This window comes from Streptomyces sp. NPDC050423 (assembly GCF_040655445.1).
Classification (GTDB): Bacteria; Actinomycetota; Actinomycetes; order Streptomycetales; family Streptomycetaceae; genus Streptomyces.
The window spans coordinates 1-26,567 of the sequence record NZ_JBFAJY010000005.1 but is presented as its reverse complement, the minus strand read 5'-3'; the positions used below and the strand labels follow the sequence as shown (position 1 = coordinate 26,567).

The following is a 26,567-nucleotide window of genomic DNA, read 5'->3' as shown; positions in this document are numbered from 1 at the left end:
CAAGGTGCACGTGACCACGGCAGAGGCCACGAAGTCGAGTGAAAGCGTCACAACTTTACGGGGGCGCCCTCCCGAACGGAATCCGCGGATTCAGGGTGGCCCGGACCGCCGGCCGCGGCCGCTCCACGCAGCGCCGCCTCGACCCGGCGATTGCCGGTCATGCTCGCCGTGACGGCGGTCATGGTGAGGAGGAGGCCGGCGGCGGCGTAGAGCGGGGTGCGTATGTCGTACGTGGTGGCCAGCCAGCCGCCGAGGAAGGCGCCGAACGGGGCGGCGCACATGGCGAGCATGCGGGAGGTGGAGGCGACCCTGCCCATCAGGTGGGCCGGGACGATCGCCTGCCGGAGGGAGGGCCCGAGCACCATCGTGGCGCCCATGCCCGCACCGCAGACGGCGAGCGCGAGCCCGGCCACGTACGGATTCGGGGCGGCGGCAAGCCCCAGGATGGCAAGCCCCTCGACCGCGGCCGTACAGGTCAGCGCGGTGCCGGTGCCGAGTCGTCGGCCGAGGAAGGAGGCGATGCCCGCGCCGAGCAGGCCGCCGGTGGCCTCCGCCGTGAGGAGCGGGCCGAAGCCGAAGGTGCCGATGCCGAGACGGTCGTGCGCGAAGAGGGCGAGTACGGTCTCCACGGCGAGGAAGGCGACGTTCCCGACCGCCGGACGGAGCGCGAGCCGGAGCAGCAACCGGTCCCGGAAGACGTACGAGGCCCCGGCCCGCGCCTGCCGAAGCAGCGACTCCCGGGCCTCCGGTGCGGGCCGGGGCGCGGCGGGCAACGACCGTACGAGCACCGCGGAGAGCGCGAACGACACCGCGTCGGCGAGCAGCGGAACCGCCCGCCCGAACGCGAGCAGCGCACTGCCCGCGGGCGGCCCCGCGAAGCCGGACGCGGCGGTCTGGGCGCCGCGCAGACGGGAGTTGGCGCGGGCCAGGAGTGCGCGGTCGCGGCCGAGCAGCTGCGGCAGACAGGCCGTGGCGGTCGTGTCGAAGAAGAGTCCACCGAGGCCGAGCAGGAAGGCGACGGCAGCGAGCAGCGGACTGCTCAGCACGTCGAGCACGGCCGCCGCCGGTATCTTTGGCTGCAACGCTTTGGTCGCTGACCTGGGCTGATATGCAGAACCCGCCGTGCGCGACATCTGCGTGGGGCCGCCTGACCGCCGAACGTCGGGAATTCCGGGCGCTGTTGTGGCTGGAGGCAGCCGAGCGGTCCGGGCGGGATGAAGGCCGCCTCTACGAAGGCGTATCCGATGCTGGACGGCGCGCTGCCGCCCCGTCGACCGCACCGCCGCCGACATGCCGTGCTGGGCGGACAAAGGCTACCGAGGCGCCGTCGGCACCATCCGGCTTCCCCACGGGGGCCACCGGGGCCACTGGCTACAGACCAGCAGGCCGTCAATCGCGCACACGCCAAACCCCGCGCACCCGTCGAGCGGGCCATCGCCACCCTCAAGACCCGGCGACTCCTGCGCAAGCTGCGCTGCTCGACCATCCGCCATCCGCATCACCGGTTGACAGCTCTGGCTGCGGGCGTTGTTGGCGGTGCGGGTGCGGTCAGTCCCTCATCCGGTAGTTCATGAACCAGTGGGTGTCGAAATAGCGGGCCATCGTGAACGGGTGATGCGGGTCGATGAGGATGCGACAGACGAACTGCGCGGCGTTGCAGTCGAAAGAGGCATCCTCGCCGTCAAAGGACCGGACGACGACGGGCCAACGGTCAGGGTCATCGCCGTCGGCTCTCCAGCAGTACAGGTCCTCGTGCTCCGTACCCGCCCAGATGAGCAGTCCGTCCTCCCTGAGATCCGTCCACGGCTCCTGGTTCAGGCTCAGATACGCGTCGAAGGCGCCGTCGCCGAACGTTTCGACCATGCGCTTGTAGTCGGTCGGAAGCGCGGTTCCCAGGCGCGACTCCACCTCCGCCCACTGCACGTCCGGTCGCTGGGCGGGCTGCGTCCAGCCGGTGATCTGTACGAGCCGCTCCATCCAGTCGACGTCCGCGCCCTCGTCCGGAGCGACCGCCAAAGGTTCCGGCACCTGCCTCTGAGCGACCACCAGTACCGGCCGCTCCACGCCTTCGGTATCTCGCGACGTGCCCGAGCCCACCCACTGGTCCCCGTACGCCCACGCCCGTATCTTCACGGCCCGGTCCCCGAAAGGGACCAGGAGAGCCGCACCCCTCGAACCGTCGACCGTCGGATCGGTGAAACCGTCGAGGACGAGGGTGCGTGGGGCTCCGAACCTGTCGGCGAGCAGATCGGCCAGAGCCTGCGGGTCCAGGTCGCCAGGCAGGTACATGTAGCCGCCTGCCGGGTCGAGCTGGGCCAGAAGATCGCTGACGGTCGCCTGTGTGAGCTTCATGGCAGACAGTGAAGCTCACCGCACTGACATCGGATCTGTCGGAGGTATCCGGCATCAATCGGGCAGTTTTCGGATCGTTCCATATGCATGCCGACGTGGCCACGAAAATGATCGCGGCCAGAACCGCCCGGTCTCCGCGCCGGCATCGGACACTGCCCTGCGGGCGCTCCGGCGCCGACGGCACCAGGAGAAGACCCCTCAACCGTGACCGGTTGAGGGGTCGGAAACAGGCGTTCGCCTGCTACTTGCCATGGTGGGCGCGGGCAGTTTCGAACTGCCGACATCTGCTTTGTAAGAGCAGCGCTCTACCCCTGAGCTACGCACCCGTGGATGAGGCAACAGCGTACATGGACTACGCCTCCTGGTCACAAACGGTTGCCGACGGCAGCGGCCCGGGTGGGACCACGCGGCGCGGGCCCGCCGAAAGTGTGCGGAGGCGGGGGATATCCCCACCCCGCATACGGTAGCCGTCCTGATTCCCCCGGGTGTCGGCGCGCACCTACCGTGAGCCGGAACGCTGAGCGACGAACCGACCGTCGCACGATCTGGGGGAACGATCACCGTGGCACTCCGCACCCGCACCCGCGCCCGCACACTCATCGCGTCCGGCGGAGCGGTGCTTGCCGCTCTTGTTCTCACCGGCTGCGGCAGTGCGGACACCGACGACGCACCGGTCGAACACAAGTCGTTCGCGTTCAGTGGGAAGACGCTGACCATCGAGGCGGGCAACACGACCCTGGAGCTCGTGCCGGCCGATGTGAAGAAGGTCGAGGTGACCCGGCAGGTCGACGGGTGGGTGGTGCTCGGGAACGGGCCCGACCCGCGCTGGGAGATTCGGGGCGGCACGCTGACGCTGAAGGTGAAGTGCGAGGCCTTGGTCAGTCACTGTGCCTCCAGGCATCAGGTGAAGGTGCCGCGCGGGGTGGCGGTCACCGTGCACGGGGACAACGGGAAGATCGCGGCGTCGGGGTTCGACACCCCGCTCGACCTGCGCTCCGACAACGGCAATGTGACCGTGCGCGATTCCAGCGGGCCGCTGAAGCTGGACAGCAACAACGGCGGCATCCTCGCCGAGGGGATCTCCGGCTCGTCCGTGAAGGCCGAATCGGACAACGGTGCGGTGCGGCTGGCGTTCACTGCTGTGCCGACGTTGGTGGACACCGTCAGTGACAACGGGAAGGTCACCATCGAGCTGCCGGGCGGCAGCACCTCGTACGCGGTGAGCACCAGGACCGACAACGGGAACACGTCGGTGGAGGTGCCGCGCAGCGACGACAGCCCCCATGTCGTGAAGGCCCGGAGCAACAACGGCGAAGTCACGGTTCGAAGCGCGAACTAACCGGCCCGTGTGTTCGTCCTTACCAGGTGGGAGAATGTACCGGGCAGGGACGATCGGCACGGGAGAGGGATGTGACGGCGACACACGCGAAGCCGCGGGCGAGAGCGGGTGCGAGTTCCGCCGTCAGAGACGTCCGCGATGTCCGCGCCGTCGGCGCCCTCAGAGATGTCAGCGATGTACTCGTGTTGATGCTTCTGCCGGTGCCACTGCTTGCGGGCGCGCTGTCGGCGGCCTTCGCCGGTGGCGGCACGCGGCGCTGGTTCGGCGGACGCGGTGAGGGGCAGCGGGCCGAGGCGCAGGCCGCGAAGGACGCGGCCGCCGAGGCCTTCTACGAGCTGGACACGGCTCAGCGCGATCTGCGGATCTCGATCGAGACGATCACCGCGGTGGACAGTTCCCCCGCCGCGCGCAAGGCCGTCGACGACTTCGCCGCGCTGGGGCGAAGCATCGACGCGGCCAGCAGCGCCTACATCACCGCAGTCGACGCCCACGATCTGGACCGCGACGACCTCGAACCGTCGATCGCCACACAGGCCAAGGCCCAGCTGTCATCCGCCAAGAACGATCTCGTACGGGTCAAGGGCGAGCTGGATCGGTTCGCGGCCGGTCTCGGGCCGCTGCTCGGCAGCGCCGAGACCCAGCTCGCGCGGCTCGCGCCCGCTGTGGAGCGGGCGCGGCAGGCGCTCCTGTCCGCGAGCAATGCTCTCGACACGGTGCGGGAGTCCGGATTGCGAGCGGACGATCTCGCCGCGCGGCTCGCCGCCCTCGCCCCCGAGCTGACCAAGCTCAACCAGGGCGCCGGCCGGCACGGCGTGGCCGAGACCATCCAGCGTGCCGATCAGGTGTTGCGTGATGCCGAGGCCGTACGGGCCGAGGCGGCCCAGTTGCCCGAGCGGGCCGCCGAGATCGATCGCCGGCTGGTGACACTGCGTACCCGCGCCCAGGCCTTGACGACCCGGTCCGCTTCCGTCGAGCCCGTGCTCAGCGAGCTGCGACGACGGTTCTCGGCCGCCTGCTGGCAGGACCTCCAGCCCGTTCCGGAGCAGGCCGCGGTCAACGTCCGCCAGGCCGAGGAGAAGCTGAAGGAGGCCGCGAAGGCGCGCAGTGAGCAGCACTGGGCCGATGCGACGTCCCTGCTCAGCACGGTACGTGCCCTGCTCAACGCCACCGACGAGGCGGTGTCCGCAGCCGGTGACCGGCTGCACCGGCTGAACGAGGTGGCCAAGGACCCGCAGCAGGAGATCCAGCGGACCCGGTTCGCGATCCGGGACGCCCAGCGGCTGGCCATGGCCGGGCGCAACACCCCCGATCCGCGCCACGCCCGTCCGCTGGACGACGCGGTGGCCCGGCTCGATCAGGCCGTCGCCGGTCTTGAGGGACGCCATCCCGACTACTGGCACTTCCTGACCGTGACGGAGGGCGTACGGCAGACCGCCGCGCGCGTGGTCTCCGAGATCCGTGAGGAGCGCGGGGCCGGCATCTGAGTCGTCCCGCCACCCGCCGCGTCACCCACCGGCCGGTCCGGGTACCGGCCGGTGGGTGTTTGGCGTGCGCCGTGCCCGTCGCGGAGCGATCCTGGTAGTACCTGAAGGAGGCCCGGTCTAGTACCTGAAGGAGGCCCGTTCATGGCCACCCACGTACTGCGTCCCGCCCGACGGCCCGCAGCTCACCGCAAGGCCACCCGGCTCGATGAGCATCTGCCCGTCGATCACCGGCTCAGCCGCGTCTACCGGGTGGGGGCGGGGCTGATGGGTCTGGTGCTGCTCGCCTTCGGCATTCTCGGGCTGATCGACAAGATCGGCTTCTTCGACACCGGCGGTGACACCGTCGCAGGTCTCAGCACCAACGGCGCGCTCAGCGTGCTGTCGATCTGTGTCGGGCTGCTGCTGTTCATCGGGATGGTGATCGGCGGCAACTTCGCCTCGACCCTCAACATGGTCATCGGCATCGCGTTCATCCTCAGCGGCTTCGTGAACCTCGCGCTGCTGGACACCGGGATGAACTTCCTCGCCTTCCAGATCCAGAACGTCCTGTTCAGCTTCGTCGTCGGGCTGCTGCTGATGTTGTTCGGGATGTACGGGCGCGTCAGCGGCGGGCTCCCCCACGACAACCCGTACTGGCGGACCCGCCATCCCGAGGAAGCCGCAGAGGAGCAACGACTCGGGCGGCGCAGGCAGGTCGAGGAGATGCCCGTTGTCGTCCCGCCGTCCTCCGGACGGTGGGTGTAGGGCCGCCTTCCCGCCGCGCTCGCGCTCGGGCTCGGGCTCGGGCTCGGGCTCGGGCTCGGGCTCGGGCTCGGGCTCGGGCTCGGGCTCGGGCTCGGGCTCGGGCTCGGACGCCTGCTGCCTGCCGCCTGCCTCTTTTCTTCGCTGTCTCTGCTTCTGCCTGGGATTCGCTCCTGGCGGATAGCCTGGGGGGCATGCCTCGTTATGAGTACCGCTGCCGCTCCTGCGGAGACACGTTCGAACTCAGCCGCCCGATGGCTGAGTCCTCGGCCCCCGCCTCCTGCCCTTCCGGGCACGAGGACACCGTGAAGCTTCTCTCCGCCGTCGCCGTGGGCGGCGCGGCCGGTTCCGCGCCCGCGCCGTCAGGCGGTGGCGGCGGCGGCGGTTGCTGCGGTGGGGGCTGCTGCGGCTGACCCGGCCGGCACAAGCACACCGCCGACCGCACCGCGTGCCGCCGCCACCGCTACCGCTTGCGTGACAGGGTCAGGCCGTCCGACACCGTGAGCAGCACGCTGTCCATCCGCGGGTCGGCGGACACGTGGTCGTTGAACTCCTTGATGGCCGCCGCTCCACCGGTCGCGTGCGCGTCGGTCACCCGGCCGTGGAACAGCACGTTGTCCGTGGTGATGACGCCGCCCTGACGCATCCGGGGCACCAGCTCCTCCCAGTACGGGATGTAGTTGTCCTTGTCCGCGTCGAGGTAGGCGAAGTCGATGTGCGGTTCGGCCGGCATCGCCCGCAGGGTGTCGAGGGCGGGGGCGATCCGCAGGTCGATCCTGTCCGCGACGCCCGCCTTCTCCCATGCCTCACGGCCGTATGCCGTCCACTCCTCCGAGATGTCGCAGGCGATCAGCCGTCCGTCGGCAGGCAGGGCCTGGGCCATCGACAGGGCGGAGAAGCCGGTGAAGGTCCCGACCTCCACGATGTGACGGGCTCCGGTCAGCCGGACGAGGAAGGCCAGCAGCGGGCCCTGTTCCTCGGCCGACTGCATGCCCGCGTGGTCGGGGAGACGGGCGTACGTGGTCTCGACGACCTCGCGCTGCACCGCGTCCAGCGGCGGGTTGTGCGCCAGCATGTACGCGTACAGCTCGTCCGTGATCTTGGTTTCGTTTCCCTTGGTCATCGCACTACTCCCTGGTCGGCCGAGCGCTCTCCCGACGGGCGAGAACGCGGTGACTGTAACCGCCGGGCACCGCCGGTCCGAGCGGATTCGGCGGCGCGCCGCGCGGCACAGCCCCTCGGCGCGCCCGCTCCGCCCGTCAGGCGGCCCGGCGCAGGCCCGCCGTCCGGAGGAGGCTCCGCAGGATCTCCTCACCCGCGGCCACGCCCCGCTCGGCGGTCGCCGTCACGTGCGGGGCGCTCCACCGCGCGTCGGCGAGTTCGCCGTGGCCGGGGCGCCAGCCGTGGTCTGCGGCGAGCAGCAGGTCTGCGTCCAGGAGGGAGTCACCGGCGGCGAGCGTGAGCGTGGCGCCCGTGCGACGGGCGACCTCGTGCATTGCCGCGCTCTTGGTGAGCGGCCGCGGTACCGCGTAGATCTTGCGGCCCTGGAGCGAGACGGTCCAGCCGCGCGGCTCCGCCCACTCGGCCAGCTCCTGCCTCCAGTCCGGGGGCAGCAGTGCCCGGTCGACGACGAGGTAGGCGAAGAGATCCTCGGCGACCCGCTCCTTGAGCAGCCAGGCGGGGTCGGCGGCGGATATGAGGTGGGCGCGGACCTCGGCGAGCGAGGCGCACTCGTCGGCCAGTCTGCGGGTCACCGTCCGCTGCCAGTCCGGGTCGGACTCGCCGTCCACGAGGATGTGTCCGCCGTTGGCGCAGATCGCGAACCGGGCCGCGGGTCCCGGCAGGTGGATGCGGTGGTACTGCTCGCGGGTACGGGTGGTGGCCGGCACGAAGACGGTGGAGCGGGCCAGTTCGACGAGGAGTGCGGCGGCCGTCTCCGTGACATACGAGAGCGGCTTGTGGTCGTACACCTCGACGCAGAGCAGCCTGGGCGCCTCCGCGTCCGGCATCGGGAGCTGGAGGGCGGCCGCCGAGTAGATCAGGGTGCGGTCGAGGTCGCTGGCGACCAGCGTGACCGGCGTGACCGGGGAGGTCGCGTGGAACGTCACTTGGACTCCACCGCCTTGCCGTCCGCACCGGTCGCCCCGCGCGTGTACTTGGGGTGGATCAGCCCGACGCAGGTGTACGGGAGTCCGTCGACCTCCTCGACGGGCACGCCGCGCTGCTGCGCCAGCAGCCTGATGTGTTCCAGGTCCGCGCCGGCGCCGCGCTTGGCGAGGATCTTCCACGGGACCCGGCGCAGCAGGACCCGGGTCGTCTCCCCGACGCCCGGCTTGACCAGGTTCACGTCGTGGATGCCGTACTCCTCGCTGATGCGTTCCACCGCGGCCCAGCCCTCCCAGGTGGGTGCGCGGTCGGCGGCGAGCAGCTCCTTGACGTCGGCGTCGACCGCGTCAGCGACCGCACCGAACCGCTCGGTGACGGTGTCGAGGAAGTGGCCCGAGACATCCGATCCGGCGAGCTCGCGGTAGAACTTCGCGCCGTGGAAGTCCTGCGGCCCGACCAGGTCGGCGCGCAGGACCGTACGGGAGATCAGGCCGGACACCGTGGAGTTGAGGCAGGCCGAGGGGATCAGGAAGTCCTCGCGGGTGCCGTACGTGCGGACGCAGCCGCCGGGATCGGCCAGGACCGCGATCTCCGGGTTGAAGCCCTCGGTACCGTCGGAGTCCTCGAACTCGGCGATGGCGGCGGCCAGTTCGCGAGTGATGGCGCCCTTGCCCGTCCAGCCGTCGACGAACACGACGTCGGCCGGGTTGTGGTGGGCGGCCAGCCAGCGCAGGGCGTTGGCGTCGATGCCGCGGCCGCGCACGATCGAGACGGCGTAGTGCGGCAGGTCGACGCCGTGCCGGTGGCGGGCCCAGCGGCGCATCAGTACGCCGACGGGGGTGCCGGCGCGGGCCAGCGAGACCAGCACGGGACGGGGGCCGCGCTCGGCGAGGACGGTCTCGGTGACGGCGCCGACGGCGCGGGCGATGCGGGCGGCCGACAGGTCCAGCGCCGCCTTGAACAGGTCCTGGTACTGCTCGGACGGCTGGTACTCGACGGGCAGCGACTCGGCGTAGTGCGCGCCACCGCTCTGTATCGCCTCCTCGCGCTCCTCGGTGGGCGCCTCCAGCTCGGTGTCCGAGAGGTCCTGGAGCAGCCAGCCGACCTCGTCCGGCGCGTAGGAGGAGAAGGCGGGGCCGCGGAGGGGCTCGGGCAGCATGCGGGGTTCTTCCTGGCGTTCGGGGGCGGCGACGGAGGCCTCGGGCTGGATGGCCGCCGCGGGGGGCGCGTCCGGCGGTATGTACGAGGGCACGACCGCGAGCAGCACCTGATGGGTGTGCGGGGCGAGCCGCGCCAGCAGTCCGTCGGGGGCGTGCAGTTCGGGTGTGTCCGCGGTGGAGTCGACGACGGCCACGACCGCGTCGAAGCCGGCGCCGGCGATGTTGTACGCGTACCGGTCGCCGGGGCCGTCCGCCGGGTCGTCGTGGGCCGGGAAGACCAGCCGGGTGCGTATCGCGTAGCCCGGGTCGTCCACCGCGAGGACCGGGGAGCGGGTCGTGGTGGAGTAGCGGACCTCGGCGCCGATGCGGTCCTCCAGGGCGGTGGCCAGGCGCAGGGGTGCGTACATCAGCTCCTCGAAGCCGAGGACGAGCACGCGCCGCGCCCTGTCGTCCAGCGCCCTGTCGTCCCGCGCTGTGTCCTCCCCCTGCGCTCCGAAGTCCAGCGCCGCGACGATGCGGTCCGCCATGGCGGGTAGCGCCGCCTCCAGCCGGGCGCGGTGCGCGGGGGTGAAGCCGTGCCTTCCGCCGTCCGGCACACCGACGGGCCACCCCAGCTCCACCCGCGGGCAGGGAGGGGGGTGGGGGCCGGGCCCAACGGTTGTCGGCTGCGCCGCCGTCTGCGCCGCCTCCTCCGCCGTGACCAGCGCCTGCCCCTTCTCCAGGACGCCGTCCGGGAGGCGCACCGTGCCCGAGTTCCTCGCCACCAGGTCGATCCGGGCGCCGATCTCCGCCGCGAACCCGGCCAGTCGGCCGCGGTCGGCCGGCGAACGCATGTCGACCAGGGCCACGATCACGTAGCGGTTGCGGGGGTGGCGCTCGTGCAGGTCGCGGATGGTGTTGAGGACGGTGTTGCCGGTGGAGAACTCGTCATCGACCAGCACCAGGACCGCGTCGGACGCGTGCGCCTCCCCCGCGCCACCGGTCTCCGCCGCGCCGACCGCGTCCCCCGCCAGCAGGTCCGGGTCCTCCGGCAGGAGCAGGTGCGAGGTGGCGTGCGAGTGCGACTCCTCGAAGCCGCCCGCACGCGCCACGCCCGCCACGGGGCGTCGCGTCGAGTGGAGATACGGTGCGGCGCCGAGCCCGTCGGCGACCGCGTGGCCGAGGCCGGTGGCCGTCTCCGCGTAGCCGAGCACGACCGCACGCCGTGTCCCGGCCTCCCCGAGCAGTTCCCGCACCCGGCGGCCCAGCTCGAATCCGGCGCCGTAGACCACCGAGGGGTACTGCGGCACATGCTTGCCGAGCACATGGGAGACGAGCAGATGCGCCCGCTTGGGGTTGCGCCGCAGGGCGAGGCCCAGCAGCTCCCGCAGCTCACCGTCGCCCACGAGCTCGACGCCCAGCCGCTCCCCGACCCAGCTACCCGACCACACCACGTTCGCGTCTCTTTCCTCAGCTGTGCGCCCGCTCATCGGGTCGCACTCGGGGTCACGCCCGTCCGGCACGACGTCACCGGGGCAGCGCCGGTGGAGCACCGCCGCCGGAACGCCGTGACCGGAACGCCGTGACCGGAACGCCGTCACCGGACCAGCCTCACCCGAACGGGCTCATTCCGCGAGGCTCGCGGCCAGCAGTTCCACGAAGCCGACGTCTTCCCTCGCCACTCCGAAGACCTCGGCCCGCTGGAGGGTGCGCTCGGCCCAGGCCCGGTGCGGCTTCACTTCGTTCATCTTGTTCGTGTACGCGGAGCGCAGCACGCCGCCGCCCCCGCTCTCCGGCCGCAGGATGTCCTGGGCGTCGCTGAACTCCTCGTGGCTGACCACCGACAGCGCGTGCACGGGCGCGACGTGCGAGGGGTGGATACAGGTCTTGCCGAGCAGGCCGTTGGCCCGGTCCAGCTCGATCTCCCGCAGCAGACCGTCCAGGTCGTGCTCGATCAGCGCGGTGCGCAGTTCTTCGGCCCGGCCCTCCAGGAAGGGGCTGCGGCGCAGCTGTGGCTTGAACATGCGCTCCTGGAGCCTGAAGTACTCCCACACCGGTCCGGTGATCGTGAAGCCGGTGCCGTCGGCCCGGCCCAGCACGTTGACCACGTCGGCGATGACGTCGCCGACGATCCGGACGTCGTACGCCGTCATGTCGGGCGGTCTGCGCAGTCCGTACGCGGAGCAGAAGTCGGTGACACCGAGCCGCAGCGCGAGGACGCGGTCCCGGTACGAGCCGACGGTGGTGGCGATCTTCTGGAGGGCCTCCTGCCGGGTCTCCAGGTGGAGCAGCTCGGGCGATTCGAGTACGGGCATGGCGAAGAGCCGCCGGCCGCCGTCGCTCTCGGCCTTCGTGAGCGCCTCCATGAAGGGCACGCCACGCTCTTGCGTGAACTTCGGAAGTACAAAACCGGACAACAGCCGGGCGGAATCGCCGAGCCGGCGCACCAGGTCCGTGATCTGGTGCGGTTCACGGACCCGGATGAAGAGCAGCGGGAGTTCGCCGCCGCGCGCGTCGAGTTCGGCGAACTGTCCGACCAGGTTCTCCTCGGCGCCCGTCACCTCGAAGTCGTCGATCGAATCCTCCAAGCACAGCACCATCGAGACGACACCCCGGCCGGCCTGCTTGATGACGTCGTCGGCAAGTGCCGGCCGGGTGGCCGGGCTGTAGAGGGTGGCTCCCAGAGCGGCCGAGAGCACTCGGGCCGGCGCGTCGGCGTCGAAGGCGCACGGCTGCTGGAAGAACAGGTCGCCCCTGACACTGGGCGCAATATGCCCGAAATGACGCATCCAATTCCCCCCGTGCTACCTGACTGATCGGACAACGTGTGGCCGGTAATAGTACGTACGGACGGGTGTCGGCAGTTCCCTGGCCGCATGAATTCCGGGTAACTCGTCCATTTAGCGACGGTTCAGAAGGGTGCGGACGCGGCGCTTCCGTCATTCCGCCGCGACACGGCGCCCGACCCCCGCATTGTCCGCGGGGCGGCCAGCAGGCAGGATGACCGCCATGACGCACGCGATGGTGAAAGGTTCGAACGTCCCACTCGACGCCATGGCCGTACGGGCCGTGCTGCGCTGGACCCCGGGGGCCGGGGTCCCCGACGTGGACGCCTCGGCCCTGCTGCTCGGCTCCGACGGCCGCGTGCGCTCCGACGAGGACTTCGTCTTCTACAACCAGCCCCGTCACCCGTCCGGCCTGGTGCGACGGCTGCCGAAGCGGAGCCTCGCCGAGGGGCTGACGGACACCATCGAGGCCGACCTGAACGCACTCGACCCCTCGGTCGACCAAGTGGTCATCGCCGCGTCCTCCGACGGAGCCGCCTTCGAACAGGTGCGCGATCTGTGCATCATGCTCTTCGACGCGGCCGGGGCGGGCGGGGAACCGCTCGCCGTGTTCGAGGTACGGCCGGAGACCGGCGAGGAAACCGCGATCATCTGCGGCGAGCTGTACCGGCGCGGGGACGGCTGGAAGTTCCGGGCCGTGGGGCAGGGCTACCCGACCGGCCTCGTCGGTCTCGCGACCGCGTTCGGCATCTCGGTCGACGAGACGGAGGCCGCGGCCGAGCCCGGCCCGACGCCGCTGCCGCCCGCACCGGCGTTCCCGCCCGCACCGGCCCCCGCGCCGGACTCGCAGATCACGGTGCAGCACCAGCAGCCCGCCTACGGCTATCCGCAACCCGCCGCGGCCCCGCTCGCAGCGGCGCCGCAGCCCGCCTACGGATACCCCCAGCCGGCCTCCGCGCAGCCCGCCTACGGCTATCCGCAGCCCGCGGCGGCGGCAGCGTACGCGCCGGACCCGAATTTCGTCCTGCCGCCGCAGGGGCCGCAGTTCATACGCCCCTGACCCACCGCAGCCGGCCCGCCACACCGGCCCTGCCCGGTCCAAAGCCGCACAGGCCCGCGACCCGCCCCGGGGCCCGCCGCTACGTGCGGGACTTGTAGCCGCGTCCCCACTGCATCCCGTAGCCGTACAGCCGGTCCAGCTCCGACTGGAATCCGTACACGAACTTCACCTCGCGCCGCACGATCAGTTCGCCCTTGACGTTCTCCACCGTGAACACGGCGCACGAGCGGGCCTCCGGGGCCCGTTCGTCCAGCTCGATCTCGATGCGCGGCCCGTTGCCCGGGTAGAGCGTGATCTTGGCGTGCGTGCGGTCGAAGGCAGGCGTCTGGTCGTAGATGTAGACGAAGCACAGCAGCCGCTTGATCTGGTCGCGCTGGTCGAGGTTGACGTAGAGCGTCTCGCCGGAGGGCGCCCCGAAGCGGTCGTCCCCGCTGAGCCTTATGTACGGCGGCCCGTTCAGATCGCCGAGCAGGTTGCCCAGCGGCTGCACGACGCCCTTGGTGCCGTCCGCCAGCTCGTACATGCAGCCCAGGTCCAGGTCGACGTTGACCATGCCCTGGGTGTGCGCCTGGACCACATCGGGCTTGAAGAGCTTGAACGGCCGCAGCAGCCGGCCGCTCTGCGACGACCGGCCCTTGATGTCGGAGGTGCGCATCCGCCAGGAGAGGTTGACCCGGAGGTTGCCGGTCAGCGCGCCCTGTTTGGTCAGCGAGACCGTGGCGTGCCGCCTGGACAGCACGATGGAATTGGTCGCCGCGCTGCCCGACTCGAACTGTGCTTCCCGCCCCGGCCACAGGCTGTCCCAGAACGCCATCCCCTACCCCCACACATATCGGCCCCGCACCCGTCGCACGAGGCACAGACGACGCACGCACCGCTGCGGGGCGGCTCCGGGCCGGGTCCGGGTGTTCCCGAGGACCTTCACCGTACGAGCCGCCCCGCAGAGAGCGTTCCTCATTCCCTACCGGGTCACACCCCGGCGGCGACTTCCGACGTGGAACCGCCGCTTCCGCCGCCGTCCCCGCCGCCGCCCTCGGCCTCCAGGGCCTTGTTGCGCCGGACCGACGACCAGAACGACCAGCCGATCAGGACGACGCCGACGAGACCGGTGATGATCTCGTTGATCTGGTACTGGATCGTGACGAGCAGGATGACAGCCAGCGCGCCGATCGCGTAGTGCGCGCCGTGCTCCAGGTAGACGTAGTCGTCCAGGGTGCCCTGGCGGACCAGGTAGACAGTGAGCGAACGGACGTACATGGCACCGATACCGAGGCCCAGCGCCATCAGCACGATCTCGTTGGTGATGGCGAAGGCGCCGATCACACCGTCGAACGAGAAGGACGCGTCGAGCACTTCCAGGTAGAGGAACATGAAGAACGCGGCCTTGCCGGAGAGTGCGACCGCGGAGAGCTTCTTGCCGGTCTTCTTTGCCTGCTCCTCCTCCTCGTGCTCGCGTTCCTCCTCCTCTTCGAGTTTGTTCTCGAAGTAGCCGGAGAGTCCGCCGACGATGAGGTAGGTGATCAGACCCGCGATACCCGCGAGCATGACCGTCTCCGCCTTGTCCGCGTGCCCGCCGCCGTGCTGATGCGCGTTGGCCGCGAACGTCAGGGCCGAGACCAGCAGGACGATCAGCGCGATGCAGACCGACAGCATGTCGACCTTGCCGAGCTTGGCGAGCGGGCGCTCGATCCAGCGCAGCCACTGGATGTCACGGTCCTCGAAAATGAAGTCGAGGAAGATCATCAACAGGAACATCCCACCGAAGGAGGCAATCGCCGGGTGGGCGTCGGTGACCAGTTCCTTGTAGCGGTCCGGGTCGTTGAAGGAAAGATCAACAGCCTCGATCGGACCCAGCTTGGCAGTGATGGCCACGATCACGACGGGGAACACCAGCCGCATACCGAAGACCGCGATGAGCACACCGACCGTGAGGAAGATCTTCTGCCAGAAGGCACTCATCTTCTTCAGGATTCCGGCGTTGACCACCGCGTTGTCGAAGGACAGCGAGATCTCCAGGACGGAGAGGATCGCCACGACTCCGAAGGCCTCCCACCCCCCGTAGAACCACGCTGCGACCAGGCCGATCGCGGTAATCGCGAACGACCAGCCGAAGGTTTTCAGAAGCACTGGCTACCCCATCATTTATGTAACGGGTCTCCCCCGGTGAGTACGGGGCTCCCCCGCGCCGGGCGCGGCTTTACGAAACGTTGACCCCGAAGTCTAGAGCGATGCCGCGCAGCCCCGACGCGTACCCCTGCCCCACTGCACGGAACTTCCACTCGCCGCCATAACGGTAGAGCTCACCGAAGATCATCGCGGTCTCCGTCGAGGCGTCCTCGCTCAGGTCGTAACGCGCGAGTTCCTGGCCGTCGGCCTGGTTCACCACCCGGATGAACGCATTGCTGACCTGCCCGAATGTCTGCCCGCGATTGTCCGCGTCGTGAATCGAGACCGGAAATACGATCTTGTCGCAGCCGGCCGGCACCTGCGTGAGGTTCACGATGACCGACTCGTCGTCCCCCTCGCCCTCACCCGTGAGGTTGTCGCCGGTGTGCTCCACGGAGCCGTCGGGGCTCGTGAGGTTGTTGTAGAACACGAACCACTCGTCGCCGAGCACCCGTCCCGACTGGCACAGCAGCGCGCTGGCGTCGAGGTCGAAGTCGGCCCCCGTGGTGGATCGTGCGTCCCAGCCGAGCCCGATCAGCACCTGGGTGAGATTGGGTGCGGCCTTGGAGAGGGAGACGTTGCCTCCCTTGGCGAGTGTGACGCCCATGGTGTGTGTCCTCCCCGAGTGAATGAACCGTCTGTTGAGCGCGTCCGGCGCCGCACGGAGTGCGGCGCCGGACGGGACGTACTGCTGCCTGCCCAGGGACGCGCCGCTGTCGGCACGGACCCGGATCGGCTGTCTAGACGTTGACGCCGAAGTCCTGCGCGATGCCGCGCAGACCCGAGGCGTAGCCCTGACCGATGGCGCGGAACTTCCACTCCGCACCGTTGCGGTACAGCTCGCCGAAGACCATGGCGGTCTCCGTCGAGGCGTCCTCGCTCAGGTCGTAGCGCGCGAGCTCGCTGTTGTCGGCCTGGTTGACCACGCGGATGTACGCGTTGCGCACCTGGCCGAAGCTCTGCTGGCGCGACTCGGCCTCGTAGATCGAGACCGGGAAGACGATCTTGTCGACGTCGGCCGGGACACCGGCCAGGTTGACCTTGATGATCTCGTCGTCGCCCTCGCCCTCACCGGTGAGGTTGTCACCGGTGTGCTCGACGGAGCCGTCGGGGCTCTTGAGGTTGTTGAAGAAGACGAAGTTTCCGTCGTTGCCGACCTTGCCCTCGGCGTTCGTCAGCAGAGCGCTGGCGTCGAGGTCGAAGTCTCCACCGGTGGTGGTACGAGCGTCCCAGCCCAGACCCACGATGACCGCGGTCAGGTTGGGCGCGGCCTTGGTCAGCGAGACGTTGCCGCCCTTGCTGAGGCTGACTCCCACGAGTCCTCCCATTGGTTTCATTGGGGGCCGGCCGGTGCCGGCGCCTCCACGTTGCGTTGGCATCGGATCAACGAGTGGATCCTAGTGACCGGTTCCCGGCCAAAACAGGCTTTTGGCCGGGGGTCGCCCGGAGATCCACCGGATCTCGGATCAGAGCGAGCCGAGCGCCTTGATGTAGTCGTTGAGGTCGCGCGCGTCGGGCAGGCCGTTGACGACGGTCCAGCGCACCACGCCCTCCTTGTCGATGATGAAGGTGCCGCGCACCGCGCAGCCCTTCTCCTCGTCGAAGACGCCGTACGCCCGCGAGGTCTCACCGTGCGGCCAGAAGTCCGAGAGCAGCGGGTACTCGAGGCCCTCCTGCTCGGCGAAGACGCGCAGGGTGTGGATGGAGTCGTTGGAGACGGCCAGCAGCTGCGTGTCGTCGTTCTCGAACGTGGGCAGCTCGTCGCGCAGGGCGCAGAGCTCACCCGTGCAGACGCCGGTGAAAGCGAACGGGTAGAACAGCAGCACCACGTTCTTGGCGCCGCGAAATTCGGAGAGCTTCACGGTCCGGCCGTGATTGTCCTTCAGCTCGAAATCCGGGGCCTTGGTGCCGACCTCGATCGCCATGAAACGCGTCCCTTCGCTACGTCGCCGGGCTGGGCTGTCCGGGTGGCTCCCACCCTACGCAGAGGCCTCTGGCGGCCGTGCAGCACCCACAGAAGCCCATCCCGCGCATTACCTCGCGTGCCACGGGCGCACCCGTGGGTGTACGAAGGCCCCCGGGCGGCTTACTGCCGTCGGGGGCCTTCAGTGGCGAAATGCGGTTCAGCGCCTGGCTTTGGCCGCCACCTTCGGTGTGGCCAGACGGCTGCCCGTCCAGTCCTTGCCCGCACTGATGCTCTTGGTCTGGGCGAGACCGGCTGTCTGGGCCGCCTCGTTGATGTCGCTCGGCTCGACGTATCCGTCACGGCCGGTCTTCGGCGTCATCAGCCAGACCGTGCCGCCCTCCTCGAGCAGACCGATGGCATCCACCAGCGCGTCCGTAAGGTCGCCGTCCTCGTCGCGGAACCAGAGCAGGACGACGTCTGCGACGTCGTCGTAGTCCTCGTCGACGAGATCCTGGCCGATAGTGGCCTCAATGCCCTCACGGAGCTCCAGCTCGACGTCGTCGTCGTAGCCGATCTCCTGGACCACTTGTCCGGGCTCGAACCCCAGGCGTGCTGCCGGGTTGGTCCGCTCCTCCGCGTGGTCCGCGGTCGCGCTCACGGGTTGCCTCCTGATCATGTTTCGGAAAATGCTGCAGCCACGCGCGTACGCGGGGCGTTGGCCGTAGTCCACACGGGAGCGGCGGATCGCGCAAGTACCCAGCGCACGAGACCGCCTAAACGGTGACGTTTCGTGCCACGTCGCCGCACTGTCGGCGGCCCCTTGCCGGAGCCTGCGCTACCGTCCACACCCTTTACGTCCTTGAACAGCTTATGCCGTTTCGGTCCGGCAATCGGAGTCGAGCAGCGTTTGGGAACACTTGGACGCCTTGGGCGTATGGTTGCGGTTTCGCCCGACCCATCCTGCCCGACGCGTCCTCCCGGCGCGTCCCGCCTCCCCGATACCCGCTCTGCCGCGGCCCATCCGGACTTCCGGGACCCGGCGTCCCGGAAGCCTCTGGTTACCTCTCGGTAGAGATGACGTTTGCGCCCTCGCGGTACACGATGGGATGGCGTACGTGTACACATCCCGGGGGCGTGACTCCCTCACCCAGGCCCCGTAGCGCAGCACCGAACAGCGAAGGAACAGCGTGGCTTCCGGATCCGACCGCAACCCGATCATCATTGGCGGCCTTCCGAGTCAGGTCCCGGATTTCGATCCCGAAGAGACCCAGGAATGGCTCGACTCCCTCGACGCCGCCGTCGACGAGCGGGGCCGCGAGCGGGCCCGCTACCTCATGCTCCGGCTCATCGAGCGCGCGCGCGAGAAGCGCGTCGCCGTGCCGGAGATGCGCAGCACGGACTACGTGAACACCATCGCCACGAAGGACGAGCCGTTCTTCCCCGGCGACGAGGAGATCGAGCGCAAGGTCCTCAACGCGACGCGCTGGAACGCGGCCGTGATGGTGTCGCGGGCGCAGCGTCCGGGGATCGGCGTGGGCGGTCACATCGCCACGTTCGCCTCCTCCGCCTCGCTGTACGACGTGGGTTTCAACCACTTCTTCCGCGGCAAGGACGACGGCCTGGGCGGCGACCAGATCTTCTTCCAGGGCCACGCCTCACCGGGGATCTACGCCCGCGCCTTCCTGCTGGACCGGCTGAGCGAGGCGCAGCTCGACGGCTTCCGCCAGGAGAAGTCGAAGGCGCCGAACGGCCTGTCCAGCTACCCGCACCCGCGGCTGATGCCGGACTTCTGGGAGTTCCCGACCGTCTCGATGGGCCTCGGCCCGCTGGGCGCGATCTACCAGGCGCGGATGAACCGCTACATGGAGGCGCGCGGCATCGCCGACACCTCCAAGTCGCACGTCTGGGCGTATCTCGGCGACGGCGAGATGGACGAGCCCGAGTCGCTCGGCCAGCTCTCCATCGCCGCCCGCGAGGGCCTGGACAACCTGACCTTCGTCGTCAACTGCAACCTCCAGCGCCTCGACGGCCCGGTACGCGGCAACGGCAAGATCATCCAGGAGCTGGAGTCGCAGTTCCGCGGCGCCGGCTGGAACGTCATCAAGCTGGTCTGGGACCACTCCTGGGACCCGCTGCTGGCGCAGGACCGCACGGGCATCCTGGTCAACAAGCTGAACACCACGCCGGACGGCCAGTTCCAGACGTACGCCACCGAGACGGGTGCGTACATCCGTGATCACTTCTTCGGTGACGACGCCCGGCTGCGGGACATGGTCAAGGACATGTCCGACCAGCAGATCCTGCACCTGGGCCGCGGCGGTCACGACCACCGCAAGGTCTACGCGGCCTACGCGGCGGCCAAGGCCCACAAGGGCCAGCCGACGGTGATCCTGGCGCAGACGGTCAAGGGCTGGACGCTGGGGCCGAACTTCGAGGGCCGCAACGCGACCCACCAGATGAAGAAGCTCACGGCCGAGGACCTCAAGCGCTTCCGGGACCGGCTGCACATCCCGATCGCGGACAGCCGGCTGGAGGACGGGAACCCGCCGTACTACCACCCGGGCCGCGACTCGGAGGAGATCCAGTACATGCACGACCGCCGCAAGAGTCTGGGCGGTTATGTCCCGACTCGTGTGGTGCGGGCGAAGCCGCTGCCGCTGCCCGACGACAAGGCGTACACGAGTGCGAAGAAGGGTTCGGGTCAGCAGTCGATCGCCACCACCATGGCGTTCGTCCGCGTCCTGAAGGATCTCATGCGGGACAAGGAGATCGGCAAGCGTTTCGTGCTGATCGCACCCGACGAGTACCGGACCTTCGGCATGGACGCCTTCTTCCCGAGCGCGAAGATCTACAACCCGCTGGGGCAGCAGTACGAGTCGGTGGACCGCGATCTGCTGCTCGCGTACAAGGAGTCGCCGACCGGCCAGATGCTGCACGACGGCATCTCCGAGGCGGGCTGTACCGCCTCGCTCATCGCCGCCGGTTCGGCGTACGCCACGCACGGCGAGCCGTTGATCCCGGTGTACGTCTTCTACTCGATGTTCGGTTTCCAGCGGACCGGCGACCAGTTCTGGCAGATGGCCGACCAGCTCGCGCGCGGCTTCGTGCTGGGCGCCACCGCCGGCCGTACGACGCTGACCGGCGAGGGGCTCCAGCACGCGGACGGCCACTCGCAGCTGCTCGCCTCGACCAACCCGGGCTGTGTCGCGTACGACCCGGCGTTCGGGTACGAGATCGGGCACATCGTCAAGGACGGTCTGCGCCGGATGTACGGGGGGACGCCCGAGGAGAACGAGGACGTCTTCTACTACCTCACGGTCTACAACGAGCCGATCCAGCACCCGGCCGAGCCCGCCGATGTGGACGTCGAGGGCATCCTGAAGGGCGTGTACCGCTACAGCAGCGGCGAGAAGGGCGAGATCCCGGCCCAGATCATGGCGTCCGGTGTGGCGGTCCCCTGGGCGGTCGAGGCGCAGCGCATCCTCGCCGACGAGTGGAACGTGAGGGCGGACGTCTGGTCGGCGACCTCCTGGAACGAGCTGCGGCGCGAGGCCGTGGACGTGGAGCGGCACAACCTGCTGCACCCGGAGGAGGAGCAGCGCGTCCCGTACGTGACGCGCAAGCTCTCCGGTGCCCAGGGGCCGTTCGTGGCGGTCTCGGACTGGATGCGGTCCGTACCGGACCAGATCGCGCGCTGGGTGCCCGGTGCGTACCAGTCGCTGGGTGCGGACGGCTTCGGCTTCGCGGACACGCGGGGCGCGGCGCGCCGGTTCTTCCACATCGACGCGCAGTCGATCGTCCTGGCGGTGCTCACCGAGCTCGCGAAGGACGGGAAGGTCGACCGTTCGGCGCTGAAGACGGCGGTCGACCGCTATGACCTGCTGAATGTGGCCGCGGCCGATCCGGGGGCCGCGGGCGGCGACGCGTAGGCACGCACGGAGCGGTGACGCGGGGCGGTGGGACCTCAGGGGTCCCGCCGCCCCGCTGCGTTTTCCGGGTCAGTTCTCCCAGACCTTGAAGGCGCGGACCTGGTACGGGGACTGTGGCACCCAGGTGCCGCCGCCCGGGTAGGTCTCGAACTCGCCGGTCTCGGCGCACTCGGCCGACTGGTAGGTGGTGACCGGGCGGCCGGTGCGGTTGGCGAGCGCCTGAACGGCGGAACCCGCCGGCAGCGGCACGCAGCTGTCGATGTCGATGGTGGACAGCTCGTGGACCTGCCGGGCACCGGTGAACCCCGGTTTCGCCCAGAGGCAGAGCTGACCGGCCCCGCAGGTGCCGAGCCGGACGGGCGCGGCCTGGGCCACCGCCTGCGGGATCAGGGCGGTGACGGCCAGGGCGGCGGCGACGACGGTTGTACGCATGTGAATGAACCCCCGTGGTGATGTGGATCTTCCACACCCACCCTGAGCTGCGGGGCAACGGATCGGGAAGGGGCCGGGGGCGGTACCACCCTGATAGGCGACAGCCCCGCCGGAACGTTCCGGCGGGGCTGTCGCGCGCACTGTGTTGACGTCTTCCGGCGTCCGGGCGGCCGGTCGGATCAGATGTGACCGGCGCCCGCGCCCGCCTCGGCGTTCTCGCCGCGCTTGGTCAGGGTGGCGACCAGGGCCGCGATCACCGCGACGATGCCCGCGACCATGAACGCCGTGCTCATGCCGGACACGAACGTGTCATGGGCGACGCCCACGATCTTGCCGGCGACCTCGGGCGGCGTGCCCGGGGCGACCGGCGGCATGCCGACCTTGACGGCCGAGGACGCCTGCTCCAGCTGGTCCCCGGACAGCGGGGGAAGCTGCGCGTCCTTCCAGTTGCCGGACAGTTCGGCGTCGACCCTGGCGGCCATGATCGCGCCCAGTACGGCCGTACCGAGGCTGCCGCCGACCTGCATGGCGGCCTGCTGGAGACCTCCCGCGACACCCGAGAGCTCCATCGGGGCGTTGCCCACGATGACCTCGGTGGCGCCGACCATGACCGGTGCGAGGCCGAGGCCGAGCAGGGCGAACCAGATCGACATGGTGACGGTGCCGGTGTCGATGGTCAGCTGGGACATGCCGAACATCGCGACCGCGGTGCACACCATGCCGCCGACGAGCGGGACCCGCGGGCCGAACTTGGTGATCAGGATTCCGGCCAGCGGCGAGGCGACGATCATCATCGCGGTCAGCGGCAGCAGGTGCAGGCCCGCGTCGACGGCCTTCATGCCGTGCACGTTCTGGAGGTAGAAGGTGACGAAGAACAGCCCGCCCATGAAGGCGAAGGCCATCAGCACCATCAGGACCGCACCGGCGGAGAGCGGCACGGAGCGGAACATCGCCAGCGGGATCAGCGGTTCCCTGACGCGCTGCTGGACGAGGGCGAACGCGACGAACAGAACGATGGCGGCGGCCAGGAAGCCGACCGTCTTGAGGTCGCCCCAGCCCCACTCCGAGCCCTTGATGAGCGCCCAGATCAGGCAGAACATCGCCGAGGAGAGCAGCACGATGCCGGCGATGTCGAAGGAGCGCGGCGCGTTCTCGGCGCGGTGGTCCTTGAGGATCAGTACGCCCAGCACGAGCGCGATCACGCCGACCGGCACGTTGATGAAGAAGACGGACTGCCAGCTGACGTGCTCGACGAGCACGCCGCCCAGGATCGGGCCACCGGCGGTCGACGCGCCGATCACCATGCCCCAGATGCCGATCGCCATGTTCAGCTTCTCGGCCGGGAAGGTGGCGCGGAGCAGGCCGAGCGCGGCCGGCATCAGCAGCGCGCCGAAGAGGCCCTGGAGCACCCGGAAGGTGATCACCAGGACGACGCTGCCGGAGAGGCCGATGGCCCCGGATGCCGCGGCGAAGCCCACGACGCCTATCAGGAAGGTCTGGCGGTGGCCGAACCGGTCACCGAGCTTGCCCGCGGTGATCAGGGAGACCGCGAGGGCGAGCATGTAGCCGTTGGTGATCCACTGGACATCGGCGAGCGAGGCGCCCAGGTCCTTCTGGATCGCGGGGTTGGCGATCGCGACGATCGTGCCGTCGAGCGCGACCATCATCACGCCGATGGCCACGGAGAAGAGCGTCAGCCAGGGGTGGCCGCGCAGCCCCTTGGCAGGTGCGGGAACAGGGACATCCCGGGGCTCCCGCGGTGCCTTTTCGACGGTGGTCTGACTAGTCATACCCGGAGATTAGTGTCAGTCGCTGACAGTTGACAAACCGTTTCACAAGTCGGTAACTGTCACGTAGCTCACAGGTACGCTGAGCTGGACAAAGCGGGAAAAGAGGACCAGCTCAGTGACCGACGGGCAACCAGCCGCCGAGTATCCGGCCGGGCTGCGCGAGCGCAAGAAGCGACGCACCAGGGACGCACTGCTCCATGCCGCCCTCGATCTTTTCACCACCCAGGGGTACGAGGAGACCACCGTCGACGAGATCGTCGACGCGGTGGAGGTCTCCCAGCGCACCTTCTTCCGCTACTTCGCCGGCAAGGAGTCGGCCGCCTTCGCCGTCCAGGAGATGGTGGAGTCGCGCTTCATCACCGAACTGCGCCAACGGCCCGCGTCGGAAGCCCCTTTCGAGGCCATGCGCCGCGCGGTCCTCTGCGCCTGGAACAGTATCGGGGAGGCCATCGAGGCCCTGATCCCGGTCGAACTCCACATGCGTACGTACCAAATGATCGAGTCGACGCCCTCCCTGCTCGCCGCCCACCTGCGGCGCAGCAGTGAGCTGGAGAACCAGATCGCCCTGCTGATCGCCGAGCGCGAGGGTCTGCACGTGGAGCTGGATCCGCGGCCGAGGGTCGCCGTCGCCGCGTTCTGCGGGGTGATGCGGGTGACCGGCCAGCTGTGGGGGCACGGGCGGGAGACGAGCATCGACTCGCTGCGGACGCTGACCGAGGTGTATCTCGACCAGTTGGGCCCGGCCCTCGCCGAGAACTGGCACACGCCCGGACAGGGCCATGTGCCGCACGTCTCGGACGCGGCGTATGGCCAAGGTCACAACACCCGGGCCACGCCGCCCGGATGCGCCGGCTGAGGGGCACACAGCTCGGCGGAGCGTACGGCTGCTCCGTACGGAGCGTGAGGAAAGAGGCGTTCCATTCCCCACAGCCGGGTGATGTGTGTCACCCGCTCAACGAGCTCCGGCGCGCGTCTCCTAGGGTGGGCCGGAGTGACTTCCTTCGATTCCTCCCCGACGCTCACCGCGTGGCGCACTCTGCTCGCCCTCGCGGTTGTGTTCGTGATGCTGGCGACCACTGGCTGGACCGCCGTGCGTCATCAACGCTCCGACGAGCCACGCACGGTCGCACTCGCCTCCTGGGCGAAGGGATCGATAGCGGGCCGCGCGCTGCCCCCGGCCGATGCCCAGCCGTCCAGGCTGGCGCACTTCTTCGCCACGCTCACGGCCGCGCAGCGCATCCGGCTGGCGGACAAGTACCCGCTGGTGGTGGGGAATCTGAACGGCGCGCCGGTCACCCTGCGCTACCGGGCCAACCGGCTCGCGCTCGTACAGGCGAGCGCGGTCGAACAGCAACGGGTCCACGACAGCAGGCTCTCCCCCGCCGGCCGCGCCGATGCGGTCCACCGGACGGACCGCTTCCGGTCGATGCTCGCCGACGGCCGGCACTTCCTCGCGTTCGACCCGTCCGGCCGGGGCCACGCCGCCGAGGTCTTCGGTGATCTCGACCGGGCCGAGCGGGTCTCGGTGGTCGTACCCGGCGTCGACACCAATCTGCTGACGCTGGAGCGGACGGGGGACAAGACCAACGCCGCCCCCGTCGGCATGGCCAAGTCCCTGTACGCGGCCGAGCGGTCCGCCCGCCCCGGCATGCGGACCGCCGTGATCGCCTGGGCCGACTACACCGCGCCCGCCGGCATCGGCATGGACGCCGCCCTCGGGAATCTCGCCCAGCGCGGGGCGGTCCGGCTCGACGCGCTCGTCGGCGCCCTCCCGGGCCTCGCACCCGTCTCGCTCTTCTGCCACAGCTACGGCTCCGTCCTGTGCGGCGTGGCCGCGCGGGAACTGCCCGCCCGGGTGACCGACATCGCGGTCGCGGGCAGTCCGGGCATGCGGGCCGACAACGCCGGCCAGCTGCACACCCGGGCCAACGTGTGGGCGATGCGGGACCACGACGACTGGATCGCGGACGTGCCGAACCTGGAGGTCGCCGGGCTCGGCCACGGGGCCGATCCGGTCGATCCGGACTTCGGCGCGCGGATCGCGTCGGCGGGCGACGCGGTCGGCCACAGCGGCTATTTCGAGCCGGGTACCGAGAGCCTGGGCAACTTCGCCGCGATCGGTGTGGGCACCTACGGTTCGGTGACCTGTGCGCAGGCCGACAGCGCCTGCCACGAACAGATTTCCGGCAACGAGACGGTCTGACGCGCGTAGAAAGCCGTGATCGATCACGGATTGCGGTCGACACCGAGGGGGGACGTGCGGGCAAGTGCCGCATACGATGAGGCACATGGGTGATGTGCTGGCCGGAATTCAAGCCACCTGGGAGTTCGACACCGACTCCGTGCTCATCCGCTTCGAACGGGGTATCCGCACGCCGAGGCTCTTCCAGAGCCTCCGTGAACGCCGCGTCCCGCACGCGGCGCTGTCGTCGGTGACGCTGACCCCGGGCAAGCGGGGCACGGTGGTGCTGCGTGCCGTCCCGAGACCCGGTGCCGATCCACTGCTGGAGGCCGCGGCCGGACAGCTCAAGGACGGCTGCGATCCGTACCGCCTGGTGCTCCCGGCCGAACGCGAGACGCTCGCCGAGTACTACGCGGACGAGCTGCGGGCCCGGCTGGGCCCCGACGCCGGTGAACCCGCCGAACGCTTCATGGTCGCGGCGCCCGAGGCGCCCATGCGCTTCAAGGCGTACGACGGCCGGGCCAGCTTCGACGGCGACCGGATCTCCTTCCGGTGGTTCTGGACGGGTGCGTCGTCCGAGAAGTGGAAGGCGGGCGACCAGACGTTCCCGGTCACCGAGCTGAGCGGCGTCGAGTGGCGCTCGCCCGAGGCCTTCGAGGGCTATCTGCGGCTGGTGCCGAGAGGGCTGGAGGGCACGGGTCCGGCCTCGGCCGATGGCGCCGTCCTCGGCGGCGGTCCGGGCGCGGCACTGTGCACGGGCACCGCCCGGAGCGTGCAGTCGGCCGGGCGGCCCACCCGGGCCGACGAGGACCCCGCCGCGGTGATCTTCGGCCTCGGCTACGGTCCGGTGCACGAGTCGCTGCCGTTCGCCGCGGCCGTACTGGAGTCCGTCCGCAGGAAGCAGTCCACGCCGGCGACGACGGCCCTGGCCTCCGCCGGGCGGCGCGACCCGGCGGACATCGCGGAGCGGATCCACCACCTCGGCGAGCTGCACCAGGCGGGTCTGGTGACGGACGACGAGTTCAGCGCGAAGAAGGCCCAGCTGCTCGCCGAGCTCTAGGGCCTGTATTGGGTTGTCACGCGGAAGAAGGAGCGGGGCTGGGTGCGTGCGATCGCAAGGCGCCGGAGCGCCCTTGTAGCGGAGCTACCAGGGCG

Annotated in this window: 22 protein-coding genes, 1 tRNA gene and 2 pseudogenes; 10 read left to right on the top strand and 15 right to left on the bottom strand. The window is 69.8% G+C overall.

Annotated features, from left to right (window positions below):
* Positions 1-47: 47 nt before the first annotated feature.
* Positions 48-1,088 (bottom strand): annotated as a pseudogene (locus AB0I52_RS05575) (MFS transporter); the annotation flags it as partial.
* Between the two features lie 181 nt (positions 1,089-1,269).
* Here AB0I52_RS05575 and AB0I52_RS05570 point away from each other — a divergent pair.
* Positions 1,270-1,574: pseudogene (locus tag AB0I52_RS05570) on the top strand (transposase family protein); the annotation flags it as partial.
* On the opposite strand, the gene AB0I52_RS05565 reads toward AB0I52_RS05570, so the two are convergent.
* Both AB0I52_RS05565 and AB0I52_RS05560 read right to left on the bottom strand, forming a co-directional pair.
* Entirely contained in the window at positions 1,549-2,352 is an 804-nt protein-coding gene (locus tag AB0I52_RS05565; RefSeq protein ID WP_363069202.1) for a hypothetical protein, read from the bottom strand. The pseudogene AB0I52_RS05570 and the gene AB0I52_RS05565 overlap by 26 nt on opposite strands.
* A gap of 251 nt (positions 2,353-2,603) precedes the next feature.
* Positions 2,604-2,678: transfer RNA gene (locus AB0I52_RS05560), tRNA-Val, on the bottom strand.
* 236 nt (positions 2,679-2,914) lie between these two features.
* Between AB0I52_RS05560 and AB0I52_RS05555 the strand changes: the two genes are divergently transcribed.
* The 4 genes from AB0I52_RS05555 to AB0I52_RS05540 all read left to right on the top strand — a co-directional run bounded on the left by AB0I52_RS05555 (position 2,915) and on the right by AB0I52_RS05540 (position 6,329).
* Entirely contained in the window at positions 2,915-3,691 is a 777-nt protein-coding gene (locus AB0I52_RS05555) for a DUF4097 family beta strand repeat-containing protein (protein WP_363069200.1), read from the top strand.
* A gap of 71 nt (positions 3,692-3,762) precedes the next feature.
* Positions 3,763-5,175 carry a hypothetical protein gene (locus AB0I52_RS05550; protein ID WP_363069199.1) on the top strand — a complete coding sequence of 471 codons (1,413 nt, stop codon included), beginning with the start codon at positions 3,763-3,765 and terminating at the stop codon, positions 5,173-5,175.
* 141 nt (positions 5,176-5,316) lie between these two features.
* The gene (locus AB0I52_RS05545) at positions 5,317-5,919 is read left to right on the top strand and encodes a DUF4383 domain-containing protein (protein WP_363069197.1); all 603 of its coding nucleotides are present in this window, start codon (positions 5,317-5,319) and stop codon (positions 5,917-5,919) included.
* A 191-nt stretch (positions 5,920-6,110) separates the two neighbouring features.
* Positions 6,111-6,329 (top strand): zinc ribbon domain-containing protein, encoded by a 219-nt coding sequence (locus AB0I52_RS05540; RefSeq protein WP_363069195.1) that lies wholly within the window; start codon positions 6,111-6,113, stop codon positions 6,327-6,329.
* Positions 6,330-6,379: 50 nt separating this feature from the next.
* On the opposite strand, the gene AB0I52_RS05535 is transcribed toward AB0I52_RS05540, so the two are convergent.
* The 4 genes from AB0I52_RS05535 to AB0I52_RS05520 all read right to left on the bottom strand — a co-directional run bounded on the left by AB0I52_RS05535 (position 6,380) and on the right by AB0I52_RS05520 (position 11,950).
* Positions 6,380-7,039, bottom strand: coding sequence for an O-methyltransferase (locus AB0I52_RS05535; RefSeq protein ID WP_363069193.1), 660 nt, complete (start codon positions 7,037-7,039; stop codon positions 6,380-6,382).
* Between the two features lie 136 nt (positions 7,040-7,175).
* On the bottom strand, positions 7,176-8,024 hold the full coding sequence (locus tag AB0I52_RS05530) for an HAD family hydrolase (protein WP_363069191.1): 849 nt from the start codon (positions 8,022-8,024) through the stop codon (positions 7,176-7,178).
* Entirely contained in the window at positions 8,021-10,651 is a 2,631-nt protein-coding gene (locus tag AB0I52_RS05525; RefSeq protein WP_363069502.1) for a phosphoribosyltransferase, read from the bottom strand. Before AB0I52_RS05525 ends, AB0I52_RS05530 begins: the two co-directional genes overlap by 4 nt.
* Before the next feature lie 135 nt (positions 10,652-10,786).
* Complete coding sequence (locus AB0I52_RS05520) at positions 10,787-11,950, bottom strand: HpcH/HpaI aldolase/citrate lyase family protein (protein WP_363069189.1); 1,164 nt, start codon at positions 11,948-11,950, stop codon at positions 10,787-10,789.
* 220 nt (positions 11,951-12,170) lie between these two features.
* Here AB0I52_RS05520 and AB0I52_RS05515 point away from each other — a divergent pair, with 220 nt between their 5' ends.
* On the top strand, positions 12,171-13,007 hold the full coding sequence (locus AB0I52_RS05515) for a TerD family protein (protein ID WP_363069187.1): 837 nt from the start codon (positions 12,171-12,173) through the stop codon (positions 13,005-13,007).
* Between the two features lie 79 nt (positions 13,008-13,086).
* Here the strand turns inward: AB0I52_RS05515 and AB0I52_RS05510 are convergent, their stop codons facing one another.
* The 6 genes from AB0I52_RS05510 to AB0I52_RS05485 all read right to left on the bottom strand — a co-directional run bounded on the left by AB0I52_RS05510 (position 13,087) and on the right by AB0I52_RS05485 (position 17,737).
* Complete coding sequence (locus AB0I52_RS05510; RefSeq protein WP_363069185.1) at positions 13,087-13,821, bottom strand: Tellurium resistance; 735 nt, start codon at positions 13,819-13,821, stop codon at positions 13,087-13,089.
* A gap of 155 nt (positions 13,822-13,976) precedes the next feature.
* Entirely contained in the window at positions 13,977-15,134 is a 1,158-nt protein-coding gene (locus AB0I52_RS05505) for a DUF475 domain-containing protein (RefSeq protein ID WP_363069183.1), read from the bottom strand.
* Positions 15,135-15,204: 70 nt separating this feature from the next.
* Positions 15,205-15,780: a TerD family protein gene (locus AB0I52_RS05500; protein WP_123470656.1), complete on the bottom strand. Its 576-nt coding sequence runs from the start codon at positions 15,778-15,780 to the stop codon at positions 15,205-15,207.
* A 133-nt stretch (positions 15,781-15,913) separates the two neighbouring features.
* A complete protein-coding gene (locus AB0I52_RS05495) occupies positions 15,914-16,489 on the bottom strand; it encodes a TerD family protein (RefSeq protein ID WP_363030743.1) in 576 nt (191 codons plus the stop codon).
* A gap of 150 nt (positions 16,490-16,639) precedes the next feature.
* Complete coding sequence (locus AB0I52_RS05490; RefSeq protein WP_362958642.1) at positions 16,640-17,098, bottom strand: peroxiredoxin; 459 nt, start codon at positions 17,096-17,098, stop codon at positions 16,640-16,642.
* Positions 17,099-17,296: 198 nt separating this feature from the next.
* Entirely contained in the window at positions 17,297-17,737 is a 441-nt protein-coding gene (locus AB0I52_RS05485; RefSeq protein WP_362958640.1) for a DUF3052 domain-containing protein, read from the bottom strand.
* 529 nt (positions 17,738-18,266) lie between these two features.
* Between AB0I52_RS05485 and aceE the strand changes: the two genes are divergently transcribed.
* The gene (gene aceE, locus AB0I52_RS05480) at positions 18,267-21,008 is read left to right on the top strand and encodes a pyruvate dehydrogenase (acetyl-transferring), homodimeric type (RefSeq protein ID WP_363069180.1); all 2,742 of its coding nucleotides are present in this window, start codon (positions 18,267-18,269) and stop codon (positions 21,006-21,008) included.
* A gap of 69 nt (positions 21,009-21,077) precedes the next feature.
* Here aceE and AB0I52_RS05475 read toward each other — a convergent pair whose 3' ends face one another.
* The gene (locus AB0I52_RS05475; protein ID WP_363069178.1) at positions 21,078-21,440 is read right to left on the bottom strand and encodes a peptidase inhibitor family I36 protein; all 363 of its coding nucleotides are present in this window, start codon (positions 21,438-21,440) and stop codon (positions 21,078-21,080) included.
* A 179-nt stretch (positions 21,441-21,619) separates the two neighbouring features.
* Positions 21,620-23,230: an MFS transporter gene (locus AB0I52_RS05470; RefSeq protein ID WP_363069176.1), complete on the bottom strand. Its 1,611-nt coding sequence runs from the start codon at positions 23,228-23,230 to the stop codon at positions 21,620-21,622.
* A gap of 115 nt (positions 23,231-23,345) precedes the next feature.
* Here AB0I52_RS05470 and AB0I52_RS05465 point away from each other — a divergent pair, with 115 nt between their 5' ends.
* The 3 genes from AB0I52_RS05465 (at position 23,346) to AB0I52_RS05455 (ending at position 26,472) form a co-directional block, all read left to right on the top strand.
* Positions 23,346-24,086: a TetR family transcriptional regulator gene (locus tag AB0I52_RS05465; RefSeq protein WP_363069174.1), complete on the top strand. Its 741-nt coding sequence runs from the start codon at positions 23,346-23,348 to the stop codon at positions 24,084-24,086.
* A 135-nt stretch (positions 24,087-24,221) separates the two neighbouring features.
* Positions 24,222-25,433, top strand: a complete 1,212-nt coding sequence (locus tag AB0I52_RS05460; protein ID WP_363069172.1) for an alpha/beta hydrolase — start codon at positions 24,222-24,224, stop codon at positions 25,431-25,433.
* 85 nt (positions 25,434-25,518) lie between these two features.
* Positions 25,519-26,472 (top strand): DUF4429 domain-containing protein, encoded by a 954-nt coding sequence (locus AB0I52_RS05455; RefSeq protein ID WP_363069170.1) that lies wholly within the window; start codon positions 25,519-25,521, stop codon positions 26,470-26,472.
* Positions 26,473-26,567: the final 95 nt, after the last annotated feature.

Excerpts from the sequence above, each read along its gene's own strand:
- AB0I52_RS05565 (WP_363069202.1), bottom strand. The coding sequence starts at position 2,352 with ATGAAGCTCACACAGGCGACCGTCAGCGATCTTCTGGCCCAGCTCGAC.
- AB0I52_RS05545 (WP_363069197.1), top strand. The coding sequence starts at position 5,317 with ATGGCCACCCACGTACTGCGTCCCGCCCGACGGCCCGCAGCTCACCGC.
- AB0I52_RS05540 (WP_363069195.1), top strand. The coding sequence starts at position 6,111 with ATGCCTCGTTATGAGTACCGCTGCCGCTCCTGCGGAGACACGTTCGAA.
- AB0I52_RS05535 (WP_363069193.1), bottom strand. The coding sequence starts at position 7,039 with ATGACCAAGGGAAACGAAACCAAGATCACGGACGAGCTGTACGCGTAC.
- AB0I52_RS05525 (WP_363069502.1), bottom strand. The coding sequence starts at position 10,651 with ATGAGCGGGCGCACAGCTGAGGAAAGAGACGCGAACGTGGTGTGGTCG.
- AB0I52_RS05520 (WP_363069189.1), bottom strand. The coding sequence starts at position 11,950 with ATGCGTCATTTCGGGCATATTGCGCCCAGTGTCAGGGGCGACCTGTTC.
- AB0I52_RS05515 (WP_363069187.1), top strand. The coding sequence starts at position 12,171 with ATGACGCACGCGATGGTGAAAGGTTCGAACGTCCCACTCGACGCCATG.
- AB0I52_RS05510 (WP_363069185.1), bottom strand. The coding sequence starts at position 13,821 with ATGGCGTTCTGGGACAGCCTGTGGCCGGGGCGGGAAGCACAGTTCGAG.
- AB0I52_RS05500 (WP_123470656.1), bottom strand. The coding sequence starts at position 15,780 with ATGGGCGTCACACTCGCCAAGGGAGGCAACGTCTCCCTCTCCAAGGCC.
- AB0I52_RS05490 (WP_362958642.1), bottom strand. The coding sequence starts at position 17,098 with ATGGCGATCGAGGTCGGCACCAAGGCCCCGGATTTCGAGCTGAAGGAC.
- AB0I52_RS05475 (WP_363069178.1), bottom strand. The coding sequence starts at position 21,440 with ATGCGTACAACCGTCGTCGCCGCCGCCCTGGCCGTCACCGCCCTGATC.
- AB0I52_RS05470 (WP_363069176.1), bottom strand. The coding sequence starts at position 23,230 with ATGACTAGTCAGACCACCGTCGAAAAGGCACCGCGGGAGCCCCGGGAT.
- AB0I52_RS05455 (WP_363069170.1), top strand. The coding sequence starts at position 25,519 with ATGGGTGATGTGCTGGCCGGAATTCAAGCCACCTGGGAGTTCGACACC.